Origin of the sequence: Kribbella sp. NPDC049227, from assembly GCF_043197265.1 — a bacterium.
Lineage (GTDB): Bacteria > Actinomycetota > Actinomycetes > Propionibacteriales > Kribbellaceae > Kribbella.
In genome coordinates this window covers 945,294-966,649 of record NZ_JBICST010000002.1, presented here as the reverse complement: position 1 = coordinate 966,649, position 21,356 = coordinate 945,294, and the positions used below count along the sequence as shown (strand labels likewise).

At 68.7% G+C, this 21,356-nt stretch carries 17 protein-coding genes; 13 read left to right on the top strand and 4 right to left on the bottom strand.

Translation table 11 applies throughout. The features are described 5' to 3' along the window. Positions 1–27: 27 nt before the first annotated feature. The 7 genes from ACGFH6_RS11335 to ACGFH6_RS11305 all read left to right on the top strand — a co-directional run bounded on the left by ACGFH6_RS11335 (position 28) and on the right by ACGFH6_RS11305 (position 8,519). Entirely contained in the window at positions 28–702 is a 675-nt protein-coding gene (locus ACGFH6_RS11335; protein WP_393382632.1) for a hypothetical protein, read from the top strand. A gap of 167 nt (positions 703–869) precedes the next feature. Beyond that, entirely contained in the window at positions 870–2,093 is a 1,224-nt protein-coding gene (locus tag ACGFH6_RS11330) for an ROK family protein (RefSeq protein ID WP_393382630.1), read from the top strand. A 25-nt stretch (positions 2,094–2,118) separates the two neighbouring features. After that, entirely contained in the window at positions 2,119–3,612 is a 1,494-nt protein-coding gene (locus ACGFH6_RS11325) for an ABC transporter substrate-binding protein (RefSeq protein ID WP_393382628.1), read from the top strand. Beyond that, positions 3,609–4,568, top strand: a complete 960-nt coding sequence (locus ACGFH6_RS11320; protein ID WP_393382626.1) for a carbohydrate ABC transporter permease — start codon at positions 3,609–3,611, stop codon at positions 4,566–4,568. The genes ACGFH6_RS11325 and ACGFH6_RS11320 overlap by 4 nt, the downstream gene beginning before the upstream one ends. Next, complete coding sequence (locus ACGFH6_RS11315) at positions 4,565–5,395, top strand: carbohydrate ABC transporter permease (protein WP_360447553.1); 831 nt, start codon at positions 4,565–4,567, stop codon at positions 5,393–5,395. The genes ACGFH6_RS11320 and ACGFH6_RS11315 overlap by 4 nt, the downstream gene beginning before the upstream one ends. Next, positions 5,392–6,897, top strand: coding sequence for a sulfatase-like hydrolase/transferase (locus ACGFH6_RS11310; RefSeq protein WP_393382623.1), 1,506 nt, complete (start codon positions 5,392–5,394; stop codon positions 6,895–6,897). Before ACGFH6_RS11315 ends, ACGFH6_RS11310 begins: the two co-directional genes overlap by 4 nt. Continuing rightward, positions 6,894–8,519 carry an alpha-L-arabinofuranosidase C-terminal domain-containing protein gene (locus ACGFH6_RS11305; protein WP_393382622.1) on the top strand — a complete coding sequence of 542 codons (1,626 nt, stop codon included), beginning with the start codon at positions 6,894–6,896 and terminating at the stop codon, positions 8,517–8,519. The genes ACGFH6_RS11310 and ACGFH6_RS11305 overlap by 4 nt, the downstream gene beginning before the upstream one ends. A gap of 7 nt (positions 8,520–8,526) precedes the next feature. On the opposite strand, the gene ACGFH6_RS11300 is transcribed toward ACGFH6_RS11305, so the two are convergent. After that, on the bottom strand, positions 8,527–9,504 hold the full coding sequence (locus tag ACGFH6_RS11300) for a methyltransferase (RefSeq protein WP_393382621.1): 978 nt from the start codon (positions 9,502–9,504) through the stop codon (positions 8,527–8,529). Positions 9,505–9,654: 150 nt separating this feature from the next. Between ACGFH6_RS11300 and ACGFH6_RS11295 the strand changes: the two genes are divergently transcribed. Further along, positions 9,655–10,596: a redoxin domain-containing protein gene (locus tag ACGFH6_RS11295; protein WP_393382619.1), complete on the top strand. Its 942-nt coding sequence runs from the start codon at positions 9,655–9,657 to the stop codon at positions 10,594–10,596. A gap of 2 nt (positions 10,597–10,598) precedes the next feature. On the opposite strand, the gene ACGFH6_RS11290 is transcribed toward ACGFH6_RS11295, so the two are convergent. Both ACGFH6_RS11290 and ACGFH6_RS11285 read right to left on the bottom strand, forming a co-directional pair. Continuing rightward, the gene (locus ACGFH6_RS11290; RefSeq protein ID WP_393382617.1) at positions 10,599–11,327 is read right to left on the bottom strand and encodes an SDR family oxidoreductase; all 729 of its coding nucleotides are present in this window, start codon (positions 11,325–11,327) and stop codon (positions 10,599–10,601) included. Between the two features lie 31 nt (positions 11,328–11,358). Further along, positions 11,359–14,136 carry an AAA family ATPase gene (locus tag ACGFH6_RS11285; RefSeq protein ID WP_393382615.1) on the bottom strand — a complete coding sequence of 926 codons (2,778 nt, stop codon included), beginning with the start codon at positions 14,134–14,136 and terminating at the stop codon, positions 11,359–11,361. A 130-nt stretch (positions 14,137–14,266) separates the two neighbouring features. Here ACGFH6_RS11285 and ACGFH6_RS11280 point away from each other — a divergent pair, with 130 nt between their 5' ends. Together ACGFH6_RS11280 and ACGFH6_RS11275 are read left to right on the top strand one after the other, a co-directional pair. Continuing rightward, positions 14,267–14,662 (top strand): hypothetical protein, encoded by a 396-nt coding sequence (locus ACGFH6_RS11280; RefSeq protein ID WP_393382613.1) that lies wholly within the window; start codon positions 14,267–14,269, stop codon positions 14,660–14,662. 3 nt (positions 14,663–14,665) lie between these two features. Continuing rightward, on the top strand, positions 14,666–16,630 hold the full coding sequence (locus ACGFH6_RS11275; protein WP_393382612.1) for a LamG-like jellyroll fold domain-containing protein: 1,965 nt from the start codon (positions 14,666–14,668) through the stop codon (positions 16,628–16,630). Here the strand turns inward: ACGFH6_RS11275 and ACGFH6_RS11270 are convergent. Then, on the bottom strand, positions 16,627–17,505 hold the full coding sequence (locus tag ACGFH6_RS11270) for a TetR family transcriptional regulator (RefSeq protein WP_393382610.1): 879 nt from the start codon (positions 17,503–17,505) through the stop codon (positions 16,627–16,629). The genes ACGFH6_RS11275 and ACGFH6_RS11270 overlap by 4 nt on opposite strands. Positions 17,506–17,681: 176 nt before the next feature. On the opposite strand from ACGFH6_RS11270, the gene ACGFH6_RS11265 reads away from it, so the two are divergent. The 3 genes from ACGFH6_RS11265 to ACGFH6_RS11255 are packed head-to-tail and all read left to right on the top strand — an operon-like array spanning position 17,682 to position 21,344. Next, positions 17,682–18,647, top strand: a complete 966-nt coding sequence (locus ACGFH6_RS11265) for a cyclase family protein (RefSeq protein ID WP_393382608.1) — start codon at positions 17,682–17,684, stop codon at positions 18,645–18,647. 7 nt (positions 18,648–18,654) lie between these two features. Beyond that, the gene (locus ACGFH6_RS11260; RefSeq protein ID WP_393382607.1) at positions 18,655–20,310 is read left to right on the top strand and encodes a long-chain fatty acid--CoA ligase; all 1,656 of its coding nucleotides are present in this window, start codon (positions 18,655–18,657) and stop codon (positions 20,308–20,310) included. Beyond that, on the top strand, positions 20,307–21,344 hold the full coding sequence (locus ACGFH6_RS11255) for a phosphotransferase family protein (protein ID WP_393382605.1): 1,038 nt from the start codon (positions 20,307–20,309) through the stop codon (positions 21,342–21,344). The genes ACGFH6_RS11260 and ACGFH6_RS11255 overlap by 4 nt, the downstream gene beginning before the upstream one ends. Positions 21,345–21,356 lie beyond the last annotated feature (12 nt).

Below are 21,356 nucleotides of genomic sequence, written 5' to 3'. Positions count from 1 at the left end.
CGGACCGAGCGGTTTGGGGGGTGCGCCATGAGCGCAACAACCGGTGACGTGCGGGTGACCTCGACGGGGAGCAGTTTCATCAACGGGGAACTGTTCACGATGAGCTACAAGGCCACTGGCTCGCGACAGGACGGAACCATCGAGACCGACTGGGAACTGTCGAGCGTTCCGAAGGGTATGCCGATCCTTGTCCTGGTCGACTGCACCAGTGCGGGTGTCAGCCCGATCTTCGCCCGCGAGCAGAACGGCGCGAAGAACCTGCTTTCACTGGCTGGAGGCAACTATCGGCTCCAGCGGACGTTCGACTACGGGACCTACGGACGCTACGAATTCACCTACGAGATCCGCACCTCAGGTGACGACGTCACCTCGACAGGCGTGCAGGAGGGCAGTCTCAACCTCCCGGAGATCGAGAGCGCACAACTGTCTCTCGTCGAGTACCTGATCCCGGCCGGACCCCGCCGTCTGCACGGTTTCATGCGGACCAGCAAGACCCTCAAGAACGGCGAACAGGTCCAGGTGAACATCACGGGCGTCTATTCGCCGCTGGACGACGACGCCGATTGGACTCTCACCGCGGAGGCGCAGGTACGCCGGTCGCTCATCGAGATCACCGAATCGTCGCACGACAACAAACTGTCGCTGAAGTACACGACCGTCGTCGCTCCGATCGTTGCCCCGGACATCGCATCGGGAGCCTGACCTCACCAGGGGCGTCCTTTCGTCGGGCGCGGTCTTCGGCGACTACGTCGGTCACCACGGTCAGTCTGGTGCCGCCGGAGTTTTTACGTCAAGAGCCCGGAATTAATCTGTATGGATTAATTCCGAGGTCTTGACAGAAAACGGGGAGACGGCCCAGAGTCCTCCGCATGGCCAAGGACACCGCCGGACCGCTGCGCCTGCTCCGGGAGACCCACGAGGATCGGGTGCTGACGGTGTTGCGCACGCAGGGCGCGATGACCCGTGCCCAGCTGGCGGAGCGAACCGGCCTGTCCCGGGCGACCCTGTCGTCGATCGTCCAGGAGCTGCTGGCGGCCGACGCACTGACCGAGACCGCGATCGACGACAACACCACTCGCGGCCGCGGCCGCCCGGTCACCCAGTTGACAGTGAACGCGTCCGGCGGGCTCGCGCTCGGCATGGATCTCGGTCATCGCCTGATCCAGGTGACGATCGCGAACGTCGCGCACGAGGTCGTCGGCTCGGCCGGCACCGACTGTTCCGAACGGACGCCGTGGTCCAGGCGGCTCGAACTGGCGCTCGACCTGGTCGACACGCTTGCCGCCGACAACGGAATCTCGCTGTCCGCGCTCGCCGGTGTCGGCGTCGGTGTGGTCGGTCCGGTGTCCGAGACCGGCGGCCACCGCCAGCCGAGCCGGGCCACCCGCATTCATCTCGTCCGCGACGGCCTGACCGACCGTTTCGGCGTACCTGTGTACGTCGACAACAACACCCGGCTGGCCGCTCTCGGCGAGGCGATCTGGGGCGCCGGCGCAGGTCTGCAGAACGTCCTGTACCTCCGGCTCTCGTACGGCGTCGGCGGCGGCCTGGTCCTCGGTGGGCACCTGTTCTCCGGTGCCGGCGGCGCGGCCGGCGAGTTGGGCCACATCACCGTCGATCCCCGCGGACCGAAGTGCGTGTGTGGTGGCCGGGGTTGTCTCGAGCGCTACGTCTCGCTCGCCGCGATTCTCGAGCAGTGCGGCGTACGGCGTTTCGACGAGGTACTGCGCCGGCTGGACGACGGCGATCGCGCGGTACGCGCGGTGATCTCGACGGCCGGCACCAGGACCGGTGAGGTCCTGGCGGCGGCCTGCAACACCGTCAACCCCGAGACAGTGGTCATCGGCGGCGAACTGGCCGCGGCCGGTGCGGCGCTGCTCGACCCGATCCGTGACGCCGTCCGCAAGCACACCCACAACCAGGTGCGGCACGGGCTGCGGATCGCACCGGCCGCCCTGGGCCACGACGATGCGGCGCGCGGCGGTATCGCCCTCGTACTCCGGCGCTCCGCGCTCCTGGCCGGCTACCCGGCCGCCCCCGCCGATCCCGCCGAGGCCGCGGCCGCGCGGGACCGGATCCCCGACCTCGGCTGAGCCCTGCCCTGAGGAGGCACTCGCCATGAGCACCTCGACCACGCCCCGACCGTCCCGACGCCAACTGCTGCGCACCGCCGGCGGCCTCGCCCTCGGCCTTCCGCTGCTCAACGCCTGCACCGGCGGCGGCCAGAGCGCCCAGAACGCCGGCGCCGATCCAGCCGGCACCACCGGTCCGATCACCGTCAACTGGTGGGACCACTTCCGGCCGTTGACCGAGTTGTTCGAGAAGAAGCTGTTCGTCGAGTACCACCAGAAACACGACGACATCACGGTGAAACGCCGTCAGCTCGATCCCGCCGACCTCGGCCAGGCGCTGCAACTCGCCCGGCGCAGCAAGCAGTTGCCCGACGTCCATTCGACGGCCGGCCTGAGCGGCAGCGTCGCGGCGCTGGTCACCAACGGCTGGTTCCACCCGATCGGCGACTTCGTTGATCTCGGCAACAGTCCGATGAAGGACTACCTGTACGACGGGATCCATCGCTTCGACGGGAAGGTGTACACGTTCCCGGTCTTCAGCGGCCGGTGGCACGACTCGACGACCTGGGTGAACAGTGCGCTGGCCAAGCAGGCCGGGCTGGATCCCGAGCAGTCGCCGGCGACCTGGGACGAGTACCGCGCCACGGTCCGCACGCTCGACCAGAAGACGCCCGACTCGGTGCACGGCCTCCTGCTGCCGATGAAGGACACCGACTACCTGGGCGGGAAGCTGACCGCCTTCGCCCAGATGGCCGGCGCACCCGGTCAGACCGACTGGAAGACCGGCGAGATCGTCGTCGCGAGCGACCCGTTCGTCCAGGCGATGGAGTTCCTGCTCGCGTTGAAGGCCGACGGCGTACTGCATCCCGCGTCCTCCTCCCTGGGTCCGCGGGACGCCCGGGCCCGCTGGGCCGCCGGTGAGGCCGCGCTGTTCCCGTGGGGCCCGTGGTTCATCGGCGGTCTCATGGTCGAGGAGTCTCCGGCCGTCAAGCGCGGCATCAGCGCCTGGCAGATCCCGGCGCCGTCGACGCAACGCGGCACCGTGTACGTCGCGCCCGCGCCCGGCTCGTTCTTCGTGTCGGATCAGGCCAAGAACCCGAAGGTCGCCGCCGACGTGCTGTTCCAGATGACCACGCCCGAGTTCGCCGCCCAGTTGGCCACCCGGATGGACCAGCCGCCGATCCTGCTCGACTCCGTGGACAAGGCCGAGGTCCACCCGGCGTACAAGAAGAACGTCTCGTTCTTCCAGCAGGACGTGCGGATCGGGCCGGTGCCGGAGGTCCGGAACAGTGGCGTGGCGAAGGCCCTGGCCGAGATGCGCGACGTGCACCCGAGCCCCGGTGAGATCGTCCAGGCCGTGCTGACCGGCTCGACCAAGGACTACAAGGCAGCGCTCCAGCAGTACGCCGACAAGGCCACCAAGGAACGCGAGCGCGCGATCGGCGCGGCGAAGAAGAAAGGCGCCGAGGTCAGCCAGGACGACTGGGTCTTCGGCAACTGGCAGCCCGGTCAGGACTACACCCAGGCCAGCTACAAGTGACCGTCACCACGGAGGCACCGGTACGACGGAAGCCGCCGGCGCCCGCGCCGAAGCGGCGTACCGTCTGGCGGCGGATGCGGGACGACTGGTGGATCTACCTGTTCCTGCTGCCGACGGTGGTCGGGTACGGCCTCTACACGGTCTATCCGCTCGTCGCCAGCTGGTGGTACGCGTTTCTCGACTGGCCCGGGTTCGCCGACGTCGGCACGTTCATCGGCTTCGCGAACTTCGAGCTGCTGTGGGCCGACGACCTGTTCTGGAACTCGTTCCGCAACTCGCTCGTCTTCCTGGTGATCGCAGTGCCGCTGCGGGTCGGTCTGGCGCTGCTCCTCGCGATCGTGCTGAACCGGCGGAGTACGCCGTTCCGCGGACTCTTCCGGACCCTGCTGTTCCTGCCGGTCGTGACCACCGGCGCGATCGTCGGCGTCGTGTTCACGCTGATCCTGGACGCCGGCGGGCCGGTCAACCTGGCCCTGGTGAAGTCGGCGCTGGTGGACAGCCCGGTCGACTTCCTCGGCTCGTCCGGGATGTCGCTGTACAGCGTGATCGGTGTCTGGGTGTGGAAGTGGCTCGGCATCACACTGATCTACTGGCTGGCCGCGCTGCAGACGATCCCGAACGAGCTCTACGAGGCCGCGCGGATCGACGGCGCCGGCAACTGGAAGGAGTTCCGGTACGTCACTCTGCCGCTGCTGCTGCCGTTCCTGGTGGTGATCACGCTGATCGACATGGTCGGGGCACTGAACGTCTTCGACCTGGTGATGACGCTGACCGGCGGCGGTCCCGCGTTCTCCTCGGAGGTGGTCGAGGTCTACATCTACCGGACCGCGTTCGGCGCCACTGTCCCACAGCTCGGGTACGCCTCGGCCGCGGCTGTCCTGTTCGGGCTGCTCACGATGGCACTGGCGATCGCCCAGGCACTGGGGATCCGGGCCGCACGGCGGGCGATGGCATGATCGCGACCAGAAGCTCTCGCTGGCTGATCGGCACCGGGCTCGCACTGCTCTGCGCCGTCTGGATCTACCCGTTCCTCTGGCTGGTCTCCGGATCTTTGAAGACCAATCCGGAGATCTTCGGCAAAGGCCTGAACCTGTTGCCCGAGGCACCGGTCTGGGAGAACTACAGCCGGGCCTGGTCGGAGGTCGGGTTCTCGTCGTACATGCTCAACACCGTGCTGATCACGCTGGGCACGGTTGCCCTGGTCATCATGCGCAGCGCGCTGGCCGGCTATGTGCTCGGGCGGTACGACTTCGTCGGCAAGAAGGTCCTGATCGGCGTCTTCCTGGTCACCTTCTTCCTGCCGGAGGGCTACACGATCATCCCGGTCACGCAGCTGACCGATCAGCTCGGACTGCTCAACTCGCACCTCGGCGTCGTCCTCGGGCTCGGCGCGGGCGGTCACGCGGCCGCGACGCTGCTGTACGCCGGGTTCTTCCGGACCATCCCGAAGGACCTCGAGGAGTCGGCCCGGATGGACGGCGCCGGACCGCTCACGGTCTTCTTCCGGATCATGCTGCCGCTGGCCAAGCCGATCACGGTGAGCGTGTTCATCCTGCAGTTCCTCGCCGCCTGGAACGCCTACCTGCTGCCGCTGGTGTTCACGCTCAGCCATCCCGAGCTACGCACGCTGGCGGTCGGCATGTCCGCGTTCGTCGGGGAGAACGACACCGACTGGGCCGGGATGGCCGCGGCCGCCGTCCTGTCCCTGGCACCGGTGGTCGCCGTGTTCGTCGTACTGCAGCGGCAGTTCGTCGAGAGCCTGGCCGGCGCGGTGAAGCAATGACCCCTAGCTCTGGAGACCGAGTGCCGTCGAACATCCTGCTCCTGATGACCGACCAGCACCGCCTGGACACCCTTGGCTGCTACGGCAACCGGGTGTGCGAAACCCCCGCTCTGGACGGGCTCGCGGCCGCCGGCACGTTGTTCACCAACGGCTTCACCCCGACCGCGATCTGTACTCCGGCCCGGGCCACGCTGCAGACCGGCGTACTCCCCTACAAACACACGCTGCTGGCGAACTACGAACGCAACGTCGGCTACCGCGAGGAGCTCGACGACACGTTTCCACCCTTCTCGTCCCTGCTCGGCGAAGCCGGCTATCAGCTCGGCCACGTCGGCAAGTGGCACGTCGGCAAGGTGAAGGGGCCGAAGGACTTCGGGTACGACGGTGAGCACTACGCCGGCTGGGGCAACGCCGTCCAGCACCCCGACTACCTGCAATACCTGGCGGAGAACGGCTATCCCTCTTTCGCGGTGCACTCCCCCGTCCGCGGCACCTTCGCGAACGGGGAGCCCGGCAACCTGCTCGCCGGCATCCTCGAGCAGCCGGTGGAAGCCACCTTCGAGTACTTCCTTGCCGAGCGCACCATCCAGCAGCTCCGCCGGTACGCCGAGGACGGACGGCCGTTCTACCTCGGCTGCAACTGGTTCGGACCACACCTGCCCTATTTGTTGCCCGAGGCGTATTACCACCGCTACGACCCGGCCGATGTCGAGCTGCCGGTTTCGATCGCGGAGACCTTCGCCAACAAGCCCCGGGTGCAACAGCACTACTCCTCGCACTGGACGTTCGACAGCCTCGGGCCGGACACCTGGCGCGAGCTGATCGCGGCGTACTGGGGTTACGTGACGCTGATCGACGAGCAGGTCGGTCGGATCCTCGCGGTACTCGACGAGCTCGGGCTCAGTGACGACACGGCCGTGTTCTTCACCGCGGACCACGGCGAGTTCACCGGGTCGCACCGGCTGCACGACAAAGGCCCGGCGATGTACGACGACATCTACCGGATCCCTTTGCTGGCAAGGATTCCGGGGAACCCGCCCGCTCGGACAGAGGACGGATTCGCCACTCTCACCGACCTCACTCCGACCTTCCTCGAGCTCGCCGGACTCGCTGTCCCGGAGTACTACCAAGGGCGGTCGTTGCTGCCGCTGGTCGAGGGCAACCGCCCGGCCGACTGGCCGGATGCCGTGGTCGCGGAGTTCCATGGCCACCACTTCCCGTACCCGCAGCGGATGATCCGCACCGACCGCTACAAGCTGATCGTGAATCCCGCCGACGGCAACGAGCTGTACGACCTGGGGACCGACCCGCACGAGTTGCAGAACCGCTACGAGCACCCCGAGCTGGCCGGCGTACGGCGCGAGCTGATGGGCCGGCTGTACGCGACGCTGCGGGATCGCGGCGACAACTTCTACCACTGGATGACGTCGATGTTCGAAGTCGGCGCGAAGACCTACGACACCGCCCTCAGCGCCCTGGACGAGGAGAACCCGCACCCGTGAAGACCACAGCGACCATCGACATCCGCACCGACCGGCGCAGCACGATCGACCCGCTGATCTACGGCCACTTCCTGGAGTCGGCGTTCTTCGGCAACATCGACGGCGGTGTCTTCGACGAAGGCTCACCACTGGCGTACGACGACCCGGACGCGCGCAACGGACTGCGCCGCGACGTCGTCAAGCTGTGCCGCGAGCTCGGCCTTCCGGTGGTCCGCTGGCCGGGTGGCAACTTCACCTCGCCGTACCAGTGGGAGGACGGGATCGGGCCGCGCGCCGAGCGGCCGCGAAGACTCGAGCTCGCGTGGGGTGAGGAGGAGGACAACCACTTCGGCACCGACGAGTTCCTTGCCTGGTGCGCTGAGGTCGGCACCGAGCCGTATCTCGCGCACAGCTGCCGCGACGTCGACGACGCGGTCCGCTGGGTCGAGTACACCAACTACGCCGGCGACACGACGTACGCACGGAAGCGTGCCGCCAACGGCCACCCGGATCCGTACCAGGTCAAGTACTGGGGTCTCGGCAACGAGGTCTACGGCCGCTGGCAGATGGGCCATCGCTCCGCCGAGGCCTATGCTGCGGACGCCACCGAGCACGCCCGCTTCATGCGCGCCGTCGACCCGTCGCTCAAGTTCATCGGGGTCGGCCTCACCGACGACCGGCGCGGCTGGACGGACACCGTCCTGAAGGCGGTCGGGAACCAGATCGACTACCTGTCCTTCCACCTCTACGGCGCGACCACCCAACTGGTCGACGGCGACACCGAGTACGAGGCGATCGTCGCCCAGGCGCAGTACTTCGAGCAGCAGATCCAGACGTACGCCGATCTCGTCGCCGGCCTGGCCGCGCGGCACGGAATCGAACGGCCGCTGGGTCTCGCGCTGGACGAGTGGAACATCCGTCACGTCGAACCCGACACCTGGCCCGAGCCACAGGCCTCGGACGACGGCGGCACGATCGAGCGCGACGTCGACGGGCTCTCCACCGAGCACTGTCACCGGGTCAATCGGTGGAGCCCACGGACCCTGGCGGATGCGCTCTTCTATGCCGGTGTCTTCCACGCACTGCATCGCGCGAGCGGACACGACGTACCCGTGACGATGGCGAACACGGTCAACCTGCTCAACGCCAATGGGGTCGTCGTCGCCCGACCGGGTGGCGCGGTGCGGGCGACGACGTACCACGTGTGGGACCTGTACCAGAACCACCTCGGCCCGGTCGCGTTGACCGCCGACGTCCGTTCATCCGGGCGGCTGGCCGCCGTACGGCAAGGGGATGCACGCGACGCTGCCGGCGAGTTCCGCACGCGGAGCGGCACCGTGCCCGACCTCGACGTCTCGGCCACGCGGACCGAGGACGGCCGGTCGCTGCGGCTGGCCGTGATCAACCGCCACCGTACGGCGACCATCTGTGCCGACCTGATGCTCGATGGCCGCGCCGAAGGCCTGCCGACGCGAGTCGCCGTCCGAGATCTCGGCGTGGATGTGGATGACGTACTGGCCTCGAACACCCTCAGCCGCCCGGACAACGTTGCCCTGAGAGATCGCGGCGTCCTCGACCTGACAGACGCCGGCTACGACTTCCCACCCCACAGCATCACGTTGCTCTCCTTCGACCTGACCTGACCTGAGGCTATGCGGTGGTGGCTTCGAGGATGCACATGCGGGTGCCGGTGTCGATGACCTGATTGAGGCGGAGGCCGGCGGCTGCGAACAAGGCGGCGTACTCCGTTTCAGTGCGTTCCCGTCCGCCGGGTAGGACCAGCATGTTGAGGTCTGAGAACGCGGCCACCACCTCGTGGCCGGGCCGGTCCAGGACGAGCTCGACGACGAGGACGACGCCGCCGGGGTTGAGCGCCGCGGCGCACGTTCGGAGGATCTCCACGCAGCGGTCGTCCGGCCAGTCGTGCAGGATCGACTTGATCAGGTACGCGTCCGCCGGCGGGACCGCCTCGAAGAAACTGCCGGCCATCGCTGACCATCGGGATGCGACGGCTTGGGTTCGCGGCTCCTTCGCCACGACGTGCGGCAGGTCGAACACCACACCCTGCAGGTGCTCGTGCTGGTTCAGTACGGCGTCCAGCAGGATCCCCTGCCCTCCCCCGACGTCGACGACCTTGCTCACCCCGGAGAAGTCGTACGCCGCCGCGACCGACTTCCCGACGTACCAGCTCAACGCCGTCATGTTGTCGTTGAAGATCTCGTTGTACTCGGGATGTTTCTGCCGGTGAACCCAGACATCGACACCCTGCAGGTCCTCGAACGCGTTCTCACCCGTGCGCACGCTGTGAGCGAGGTGGCCCCAGGCCGACCAGAGCGCCGGGTCCTGCTGCATCCGAGCCAACGGTCGCAACGTGCCCGGTATGTCGGACCGCAGCCGCTCACCCATCGCGGTATTCGAGTACGTCCCGTCCTGCTCGGCGTACACCCCGACGGCCACCAGTGCCCGCAGCAGCCGCCCCAGCGTTTCCTCGTCGGCCTGGACGACGGCCGCCAGCTCGGCAACCGTGCGCCGCTCCCCCGCCAATGCGTCGGACACTCCCAGCTCCGCCGCCACACTGAGCGCCGCTGCCACCCGGAAGCCCGTCACCATCTCCTGCAGATCATCCATACCGCTGATCATGCGCCTGTTTCGCATCAAGAGTCCCTGGTCCTGACGATCAAGGGCATGCCAGGGTGTTCAACCGGCGCGAGCGGACGCCCCCAACGGCAACACTGAAGATCCACGCCGTCACCAGACGTCGCCTGCGAAGGGCTTGTCATGTTCCAAGGTCAGCAACTGCCTTCCTTTGGTGGGGCTACCGGGTGGCTCAACTCCGAGGCGCTCGGGCCCGCCGAGCTGAAGGGCCATGTCGTTCTCGTCGACTTCTGGACGCTGACGTGCATCAACTGGCTCCGCACCGTGCCGTACCTGCGGGCCTGGTACCAGGCGTACGCCGGCGACGGGCTGAGCGTGATCGGAGTGCACACGCCGGAGTTCGAGTTCGAGCACGAGACCGATCTGGTGCGGCAGGCGGTCAAGGAGCGAGGACTGGACTACCCAATTGCCCTCGACAACGACTACGGGGTCTGGAGCGCCTTCGACAACCACTACTGGCCGGCGCTGTACTTCGCTGACGATCGCGGCATGATCCGCGATCATCACTTCGGCGAAGGACGCTACGTCGAGTCGGAGCGCACCATCCAGCGACTTCTCGGCATCGAGCGCGAACCGGTCGCGGTGGCCGGCACCGGCGTCGAGGCGCCGGCGGACTGGAACCAGCTGCGCACGCCGGAGACCTACCTCGGCTACGGGCGGGGCGGGCGGCTGCCGGGCAGCGCCGGACTCGACGACCGCCAGGAGTACCAGCTGCCGGGGCGTCTCGCCTTCAACAGTTGGGCTCTCGGTGGCCGGTGGACGGTTCGTCCCGAGTTCGTCGTACTGGACGAGCCCGGCGGTAGTGTCGCCTTCCGGTTCCAGGCGCGGGACGCACATCTGGTGCTGGCTCCTGGCGCATCGGACGCGGTCCCGTTCCGCGTGCTGCTCGACGGCGAGGCGCCTGGCCGATCACACGGTGTCGACGTCGATGAGGACGGGAACGGCGTACTGCGCGAGGGCCGCATGTACCAGCTCGTGCGCCAGTACGACGCCGTCCTCGAGCGGACCGTGGAGATCAGGTTCGACGAAGCCGGCGTCGAGGCGTACGTGTTCACGTTCGGGTAGCGTCAGCCTTCGACGAGTTGCTGACCGCCGTCGATGTCGACGGTGGCGCCGGTGATGGCCGTGTTGACCATCAAGTGGATCGCCAGGTTGGCGATGTCGTCCGGACCGACGACCCGGCCGATCGGAAGTGTGGTCCGGAGTTGCTCACGACGGGCCTCCAACTGGTCGCCGAGGATCGCCGCCGACAGCGGAGTGTCGACGAAGCCGGCCGCGATCAGGTTCACCCGGACCGGCGCCAGCTCGACGGCCAGGTTCCTCGTCAGGGCCGGCCCCGCGGCTGTCAGCGATCCGATGGATGCGAGGCCCGGCGCCGTCCGGCGGCCGCCGGTGCCGCCCATGAAGAGCAACGACCCGCCTGGACGAACCCGGGTGGCCGCGTGGCGGGCGACGTGCATGGGTAACAGCAGGTGCGCTTCGAGGTCACGGCGTACCGCGTCGAAGTCCATGTCGGCGAGCAGCCCGTAGTACGGACCCGGCCCGGTGACCAGAACGTGGTCGATCGGGGTGGGGAGATCGCCGAAGAAGGTCTCCAACTGGTCGAAGTCGGTCGCGTCGAAGGCGGCGACATCCGCTCCGAGCTCCTTGCCGGCCTGCTGGAGACGTTCCGGTGAGCGCGCCGTGATGATCACGCTGGCGCCTTCGGCCCGCGCGAGCCGCGCGGTCTCGAAGCCGATGCCCAGGCTCCCGCCGATCACCACGACTGTCTGCCCGTCCAGGGTCTTGTCCGTCATCGTTCCTCCATCTGTGCGGGCTGTGCGGGCCTCAGGATTCGGCGCCACGAAGCGCGTCGCGGAGTTCCCGGCGCGAGCTGATCGCGAGCTTGGCGAAGACCTTGCGCAGGTGCCACTCCACCGTGCGAGGGCTCAGGAACAGGCGAGCGCCGACCTCCGGATTGGACAGGCCGTCCCGCGCCAGCAGGGCGATCTGCTTCTCCTGGGGCGTCAGCTCGTCGCGCTTCGTCCCGACCCGCCGTTTGCGGACGGTCTCGCCGGTCGACAGCAGTTCGCGCCGGGCCCGTTCGGCGAACGCCTCCATGCCGATCGCGGTGAGCAGCTCGTGCGCGGTGCGTAGCTGGCGTCGCGCGTCGACGCGGCGACGATGGCGGCGGAGCCACTCGCCGTACAGCAGGTGTGTGCGGGCCAGCTCCGGTCGCAGGAGCGTCCGCTTCAAGCGATCGATCGCCTCCTGGTACAGGCCTTCGGCAACCGAGCCCTCGCTCAGCAGTGCACGCGATCGCGCCGCGAGGCCGAGCGCCCAGTCCGTGCCCGCCGCCGCGGTCGCCTCGACCAGTCGGTCGAGAGCGCCGGCCGCGAGGTGCTGCTCACCACTGCGGGCGCCGGCCTCGATGAGCTCGGGCAGTGCCCAGGCCGAAAGGAAGAGCTCCGGCGTGTCCGCACACGCCTGGTGCGCCGCAGCCAGCGCCTGGGGGTAGCGACCGAGTCCGTTGAACAGGATCGACGAAGCCCACTGCGAGTACTGGACGCCGATCCCCTGCCCACCGTCCGCCGCGTCCCGCGCGGCCGACGTGATCAGCGCGGTCGCCTCGGTCTGCCGCCCGCGCAGGGCGGCGAGCAGCATGGCGCCGTACGGCGCGATGCGGGTCTCGGTCGCGTCGGTGACGGCATCGATCTCCGCGATCACGGCATCGGCTTCGGTGAAATCACCCCGCCAGGCGACCTGGATGGCGTGTGCGGTCAGGTCGATCGGCAGCCGCGCCAGCGCGCCGGCATCGCGGGCCAACCGCAGTTGGCGAGCGTTGATCGTGGACCAACTCTCGTCGTCCCAGAGCACGTTGGACGGCACCGTGGTCAACCATCCCCAGCGGAAGTTGTCCGCCGGGGACAGGTCCTTGGCGGCGAAGGCGCCGGTGGCGCGCCTGAGCATCGGCGCGGCGACCGTACGTCCTTCAGTGACCAGTTGCGCCAGCCCGTCCAGCAGCAGGTCGGAGGGACGCGGAGCGTCGGCGGGCGGGAGTGCTCTGGCTGCCCGCGACGCCTCGAGCAGACTGCCGGCGGTGGCCAGCCGGCCGGCGAACAGCGCCGCTCCCCAGGCGTCGAGGTAGGTCTCGCGGGCGAGGTCCAGGTTGAACGGCTCGAGTTGCTTCGCAGCCTTCAGCAGCAGCGGAGGCGCGTCGCTGCCGTGGCCTGAGGCGAACGCGATCTGACCGCGCAACAGATCGGCCCGCGCACGCTGGAACTCGTCGAGTACTCCGGTCTCCGCGGTCGTCAACAACCCGAGCGCCGCATCGAGCTCTCCCGCCTGGAGGCTGACCTGCGCGGCTGTCAGTGCGCGCTCCGCACGTCGTTCGAGCTCCGCCGTCAGCGCGACCGAGCGCTGCAGGAACGCGGCCGCGGCGGCGAGTCCGCCGCGGGCCTGTGCGCGACCCGAGGACCGTTCCAGCTCGGCAGCCACTCTCTCGTCCGGTCCCGCTGCCGCGGTGCCCAGATGCCAGGCCCGGCGGTCGGCGTCGACCCTCGCGTCGGTCACCTCGGCCAGCGCGGAATGCACGGCGCGGCGGTCCAGTGGCGTCGCCGACCGGTACACGGCCGAGCGGACGAGCGGATGCCGGAACGCCACCCGATCGCCGATCACCAGCAACTCTTCCGCCTCGGCATCGGCCGCCGCCGAGTCCCCTACCCCAAGCCGCTCGGCCGCCCGCCAGACCAGTAGCGGGTCGCCCACCGGCTCCGCTGCCGCGACCAACAGCAGCAGCCGAGTCGGTTCGGGCAGTGCGCCGATCCGCGCGAGGAAGCTGTCCTCGATCCGACCGGACAACGCCTGCGCGCCGAGCAGCCCGAAGCCGCCCGCCAACTGCGCCACGGTCAGCCCTCGCGGCAGCTCCAGCAACGCCAGTGGATTCCCGCCGGTCTCGGCCACGAGGCGGTCCCGGACGCTCGAATCGAGTCCGAACCGAACCGCCGACTCCAGCAGGGCCCGCGCCTCGTCGCTGCGCAGTCCGGCGACCTCCAGCTCCCGCAAGGCCCGCAGCTCCACGCCGGACTGACGGGTTGCGAACAAGACGCCGATCGGCTCAGCCATCAGCCGTCGCGCCACGACTCCCAGGACCTGGGCCGACGCCCGATCCAGCCACTGCGCGTCGTCCACCACGCACAGCAGCGGACCCTCCTCCGCCAACTCGGAGAGCAGGCTCAGTACGGCGAGTCCGACGAAGAACCGATCCGGTGGCCCGGTGTTGCTCAGGCCGAAGACCGTGGCCAGCGCATCACGCTGCGGAGCGGGAAGCCGGTCCAGACGGTGCAACATCGGCGTACACAACTGATGCAGCGCCGCGAACGCCAGCTCCATCTCCGACTCGACGCCGACCACCTGGAGCACCCGCAGATCCGAGGCTCTCGTCATCGCGTAGCCCAGGAGCGCCGACTTGCCGACCCCGGCCTCGCCGCGCAGCACCAGCGAACGCCCCTCGCCCGAGCGAACAGCGGAAATCAGCTCGTCCAGCGTTGCGCGCTCGGAGCGGCGACCGCGCAGTCTGTCTGGCCCTCCCCAGAAGGACGCACCCTCGTCCTTCACCACCGGCATCGCCCGCCCCTCCACGGCCGCCTCGCAACTTTTCCAGACTAGGTGCGCCCCGATGGCCTGGCTACAGCCCTCACTGATCCCGTACGCTCGGGCGTCCGGGCGGCAGGGGGCCGCCGGTGGGGGAGTATTCATGCATGTCCAAGGAAGTCTGACGATCGACGGCGTCCTGGCGGTGCCGATCGAGGCGTACACGTTCTCGGTGACCGGGGCAGTCGCGGTCGCGACCGGCAAGTCGCGGATCTACCTCGAAGACGCGTACGTCGTCGAGACCGTCCGAGCCGCGGTGAACACCGCACCGACCGGCGCGGCGCTCGTCGTCGACGTGAACAAGAACGGCACGACGATCTACACGGATCAGGGCAAGCGGCCGACCATCGCGGCCGGCACGAACACCGACGCCGGCGACACGCCGGACGTCACCACGCTGGCCGCCGGCGACTACCTCACCGTCGATGTCGACCGGGTCGGATCGACGGCCTCGGGGTCCGACCTGACGGTGACCGTCCGGGTCCGCCGGGCCGGGTAGACCGTGGCGCAGGCAGCGGGCTACACGTTCAACGCCGACACGGTCGACGGTACGACGGTACGAGACGTCGCCGGCTACTTCCTGCCCGGCACGATCCTCGGATCCGCGACGCTCGTCCCGGCCAGGTACGGCGACGGCCTCAACTGCACCGGCGGCGCACTCCATGTGGTCGTCCGGCCGCCGAGAGCCGGAGAGGACTTCTACCCGCTCAACACCGACGGCGGACTGTCGGTTGCCGCCTGGGTCCGACTCGGCAACACCACGGCCGCGCCCCGCTGCATCGCGTCCGCGACCAGCAGCGGCACCCTCAACTGGGCCGTCTACGCGTCCAACTCCAGCGGCAACGTGGAGGCGAGGATCGCGGGCGCGACGTACAGCACGAGCACCAGCATCCGGGACGGCGAGGAGCATCACGTCCTGGTCGTGTACGACGCCACGCCGGCCACCGACACCGTGAGAATCGCCGTCGACGGTGTCGAGGTCCTGTCGGTCAACGCCGCGGCTGCCTTCACCTACTCCGGCACCGAGGTCGTCATGGAGGCCGGGCGGAACACGCTCACCGGCACCGAGGCACTGAACGGGATCATCGACGACCTGCGCTGGTGGAACGATCCGGTCGAGGACACGTACTGGCCGACTCTGATCGCCGCCGAGCAGATCGACTTCCAGCTGGCGATCTACCCGTTCGACCACGACACCGCCGAAGACTTCGGCACCTACGGCCGCGACCTCGCAGTCGCTCCGTCGGCGAGTTTCACCACCGGCCTGTACGGGCGAGCCCTGGTCTCCGCGGCGACAGCAGCAGGCGTGTCAGGGGCGATCAACTTCCCCGATTGCGACCGGCTCGCCATCTCCGGCTGGCTCCGCCTCGACACCGCACCGACCGGCACGGCTGCTCCGATCCTGGCCATCAACGATGCCCTGGGCAACGGACGCGTCCGCGTCGTGGTGAACACCGCGCGAACCGTCACCGCCACCTGGACCACCATCGACGACGGGACCGTCTCGGTGACCAGTACGGCGACCCTGACGGTCGGCCAATGGACCCGGTTCCTGTTCGCGATCAACCCGACGTACGTGCAGGTCCGGCTCGAGGACGCCCAGGAGACGGTGAACATCGGCGATGGTGTCCCGCACGTGACACCCGCGATCGACGGGCTGGACACGCTGTACGTCGGTGGCGACGCGAGCGCCGGCGGCCGGGTGTCGTACGACTACCTGACCTTCACGAAGAACTTCCTCGCGGAGGTGACCTCGGGGTACTGGAGCGGCGCGCCGGTCGCCACGCCGTACCGCCCGGAGAATGTTGCCCGCGGCATCTACCACTTCAACGAGAACGCCGGGACGCTGGCCGACGACAAGTCGTCGTCCGGCAACGACCTCACGCTCACCGCGGCCGGGTCCTGGGTCACTGGCATCCAGGGGTCCGCCCTCGGCTCGAACGGCACCGGGCCGGGTGCCTCGAGGACGACCCTCACCTGGCCGGCATCGCCACCGGGCTGGGCGTTCTCGGCGTGGGTGAAGTGCCGAGCCAGCAGCAGCGGCGCCCGGTTCCTGGTACTGCGGAACAGCAGCGCCGAGGTCACCCACGCCGGCATCCTCGACGGCGTGTTCTGGGTGCGGCTGTTCGGCGCGAGCGGCACCACCGGGATCCTCAGTTCGGCCCGGGGACCGATCGCCGTCGAGACCTGGACGCACGTGGCGGCATCGTGCGACCAGAAGGCGATCCGGTTCTTCCTGGACGGCAAGCCGTTCACGATCGAGCCCTACTCGGCGGGTGCGCTGCTGCAACCGACGGAACTGAACGTCGGCGGCGACAACCCGGACTCGTCCGTGGCCGACGTCGACGACCTCCGCCTGTTCGACTCACCGATCAGCGCGGCCAACGTCCGGTGGCTTCAGCAGAACACCGGCCAGTACTTCGACGCGGCACCCGCCACCTTCGCCGCCTGGGGCGTACCTCTCTAGGGATGGTTGCCCACCAGGTCGAGCGCAAGGTCGACGTACAGGTGGGCGACCTCCTCGGGGCTGGACGGTCCGCCGGCCTGGAACCACTGGGACAGCGCGGTGCACATGGTGACCACCGCGCGCGAGGCCTCATGGGCGTGCGGCGTGGTGAACGAACCGTCCTGGGCCGCGAGCTTCACCTCGACGTCGACCATGCGCTGCACGGCGCGCCGTGACGCCGCGACCCGTTCGTACGCGGCCGGCTCGAGGCTGCGCATCTCACTGGCACCGACGAAGCCGAGCTCGCGCCGGTGGGTGTGGAAGAGGGCCAGACACTCGACCAGCAAGGCGAATCGCGCCACCGGGTCCGCACCTTCCGCCCGCGCCGCGAGCATCCGGGTCTGCAGGTCGTCCATGGTCAGGTCGAGGATCGCGACCAGCATCTCCTGCTTGCTGGCGTAGTGGTGATACAGACCGGGCACGGACAACCCGGCCCGCTGGGCGATGTCGCGGATGGTCGCACCGTGGTACCCGACCTCGAGGAACGCGGCGAGCGCTGCCGCCAACGGCGCGTCGAGCTCGATCGGCGGGAACCGCCGCCAGTCCTCCCCCACCACGGCCATCGCCAGAACTCCGCGACCGGCCCGCTGCCGCAGGCCGGTCGACGACTCCGGGAACAACTGCTCGACCGGTACGTCGAGCAGCCTGGCGATCTGCGCCAGCCGGACGGCGTCGACTCCGGTGCGGCCGTTCTCGACAGCACTCATCGTCGCCGGGCTGACGGCGAGTTCGGCGGCCAGCCGGCGCAGGCTGATACCGCGCGCCGTCCGCAGCTGACGAACCCGGCGGCCGATGGTGGCCCGGGCGTCGTCATCGGTCGCCAGGTGTTCAGACACGGGCAACGGACCGCTCGGTAATGCTCATGGCTGAACACTGTACTTCGCCTCATCGCCCGCGCCACGGGGCGCGCGGTTTCTCATCTTCGAGATCTTGACAACTTTCAACCACCTCGCCAGGGTTGTTCACCACAGACCGATCGCTCGCTCGGTTCCACAAACACCGGAGGTCGAGGATGACTGAGACGGCAAGCGCACCCTACGTCGGTGACCTGCTCAAGGACTCGCCGAAGAACTGGGGCAAGTGGGGCGCGGACGACGAGGTAGGTGCCCTCAACTACCTCGGACCGGCGGAGGTTCTCGCCGCCGTCGCACTGGTCCGCTCCGGCAAGGTATTCACCCTGCAGATGCCGATGGGGAACCCGGCGGGCGATCCGGTCTGGCCTGGCCGTCGAGGCTCGGAGCGGTACATGTTGCTGGACGAGAGTCACTGGCTCGCCGACAAGGGCCCGGCGTTCCCCGGTGGACTGCACTACGCCGACGACGCGATGTCCGCCTTCCTTCAGGGCTCGACGCAGTACGACGCCCTCGGCCACGTCTGGTACGACGGCGAGATCTGGAACGGGTACGACGCGACCAGCACGATCGGCGGGATGGCGAAGGCGAGCGTGCAGCCGATCGCGGAGAAGGGTGTGGTCGGCCGGGGTGTGCTGCTGGACATGGCCCGCCACCGCGGCAAGGAGACCCTGGACAAGGGCGAGACCTTCACCCAGCACGACCTGCTCGCCTGCGCCGAGGCCCAGGGCGTCGAGATCCGCCAGCGCGACATCCTGGTGATCCGGACCGGGTTCCTGAACCTCTTCCACCAGCTCGGCAAGGAGGCCTTCTACGACGGCTTCAACGAGCCGGGACTCACCTACTCCCCCGAACTGGTCCAGTGGTTCCAGGACCTCGAGGTGCCGAACCTGGTCACCGACACGATCGCCAACGAGGTGACGATCGACCCCGAGAGCGGCGTCGCGCTGCCGCTGCACTGTGCGCTCATGCGCAACCTCGGCATCGTCTTCACCGAGATCTGCAACCTCGACAAGCTCGCCGCCGACTGTGCCGAGGACGGCCAGTGGGAGTTCATGTACACCGCGGCCCCGCTGAAGGTCGTGAACGGCACCGGCGCCCCGGTCAACCCGGTCGTCATCAAGTAGGCGCGCCATGAGCTACGACGACCGTCCCTGGCTCGGCCGGTACGCCGCCGGCCAGGCAACCGACTTCGAGCCCGAGTTCACCGACGCGCTGGCGATGTTCCGCGCCTCGGTCGCCGACCGCCCGGACGCCGTGGCGATCAAGTACTTCGACGGCGCACTCACCCTGCGCGAGATCGACCAGTCCTCCGACGCGTTCGCCGTCGCCCTGCAGGCCAACGGGTTCCGTCGCGGCGACCGGATCGCCCTCTACCTGCAGAACGTGCCGCAGTTCGTGATCGCCCTGGTCGCCGCCTGGAAGGCCGGCGGCATCGTCGTACCGGTGAATCCGATGAGCAAGCAGCGCGAGCTCTCACACCACCTCAACGACTCCGGCGCGACCGTGCTGCTGTGTCTGGAGGGTCTGTACGCCGGAGTCGCGCGCGACGTCGTCGGCGACACCGAGGTACGGCTCGTGGTCACGACGAGCGAGCTGGAGTACCAGGCCCGCGACGACGAACGGGTCTTCAAAGGTGTCGAGCGTTCGCGGTCCGACGGCACCGCCGACTTCGCCGACCTGATCGCCGCGCACCTCGGCAAGCACCCCGAGCCGGTGTCGTACGACGGACAGGATGTGGCGTTCCTGACCTACACCTCCGGCACGACGGGGACGCCGAAGGGCGCGATGAACACCCACGCGAACGTGACGTACAACGCGCAGGTGTATCGCGACTGGTGCGGACTGACCTCGGACCACGGTGTCCTCGGCGTCGCACCGCTGTTCCACATCACCGGCCTGATCGCCCACATCGCAGTGTCCGTGCTGACACGAGCACCACTCGTCCTGGCCTACCGGTTCGAGCCGGGCGTGATGCTGGACGCCATCCGCGAGCACCGTCCCGCGTTCACGGTCGGCGCGATCACCGTCTTCATCGCCTTGTCGAACACACCGGGCGTGACGCGCGCAGATCTCGCGTCGATGACCACCGTGTACTCCGGCGGCGCGCCGATCTCCCCTGCCATCGCGCAGCGCTTCGAGGACACCTTCGGCATCTACCTCCACAACGTCTACGGACTCACCGAGACGACGTCACCCTCGCACCTCGTTCCGCCTGGTGTGCACGCGCCGGTCGATCCGCTCAGCGGTGCTCTCTCGGTCGGTGTACCCGGGCCGGGAACGATCGTTCGGATCCAGGACGACGACGGCAACGACCTTCCACCCGGCGAGATCGGCGAGATCGTCACGTCCGGCCCCGAGGTGGTGCTCGGCTACTGGAACAAGCCGGACGAGACCGCGCACGCGCTGGCCGGAGGCCAGCTGCGCACGGGTGACGTCGGGTTCATGGACGAGCGGGGCTGGTTCTACATCGTCGACCGCAAGAAGGACCTGATCAACGCGGCCGGGTACAAGATCTGGCCGCGAGAGGTCGAGGACGTGCTGTACGAGCACGCCGCCGTACGGGAGGCGGCGGTCGTCGGCGTACCGGACGAGTACCGCGGCGAAACCGTGAAGGCGTTCGTCAGCCTCAAGCCGGGAACGACGGCGACGCCGGACGAACTGATCGCGCACTGCAAGGACCGGCTGGCGGCGTACAAGTATCCACGCAGCGTCGAGCTCATCGACGAGTTGCCGAAGACGGTGACCGGCAAGATCCTGCGGCGCGAGCTCCGGAAGCAGGCGGGGTGAGGAACGGTACCGGCACCCTGCCCGGGCTCAATCTCGTGGCCCTCCGCACCTACCTCGGGAACCGCCTGCCAGGCGGGCTCCGCGGTGGTCTGTCGGCCGAGTTGATCGCGGGTGGACGGTCGAACCTCACCTATCTGCTCGACGACGGCCGGCAACGATGGGTACTCCGCCGGCCACCGCTCGGGCATGTGCTCGAGACCGCCCACGACATGGGCCGCGAGTACCAGGTCCTGTCCGCGCTGGCACCGACACCGGTGCCAGTCCCCCGGACTTTCCTGTTCTGCACCGACCAGTCGGTGATCGGTGTGCCCTTCTACCTGATGGAGTACGCCGAGGGCACGATCTATCGCACCGCCGAGCAGTTGGGCCACGTCGGCCCGGAGACCGGACAGGCGGTCGCGGACGCGCTGGTCGACACGCTCGCCGTTCTGCACGACATCGAGCCGGCCCGCGTCGGGCTGTCCGACCTGGGCCGCGCGGACGGCTACCTCGAGCGGCAGGTCCGGCGCTGGGGCAAGCAACTCGCGGCGTCCCGGTCGCGGGACATCCCCGGGATCGCGCAGCTCGGCGAACGGCTCGCGCAAGGCCTGCCCCGGTCGTCGCGGACCACGCTGGTCCACGGCGACTACCGGCTCGACAACGTGGTGCTGGAGGAACACGCCGGAAAACCGCGGGTGCGGGCCGTCCTCGACTGGGAGATGGCCACCATCGGCGACCCGCTCACCGACCTGGCCTCGATGCTCGTCTGGTGGGACGGAATCGCCGGGCTGAACAGCCCGGTGGCCGCGGTACCCGGCGAGTGGCCGGCGTTCCCTCCCGGCAGCCGGCTGCTCGAACGATACGCCGCCGACCTGGACGTTGCCGTGGGCACCATGGGCTGGTACGTCGGGTTCGCGTACTACAAGGTCGCCGCGATCTTCGAGAGCATCCACTTTCGCGACCTGCGGGGCCAGACCGTCGGCGGCGGCTTCGACCTGCTGGCCGGCCTGGTCGGCCCACTCGTTGCCCGCGGCCACCAGGCGCTCGACGGCTGAACCGGCGTACGG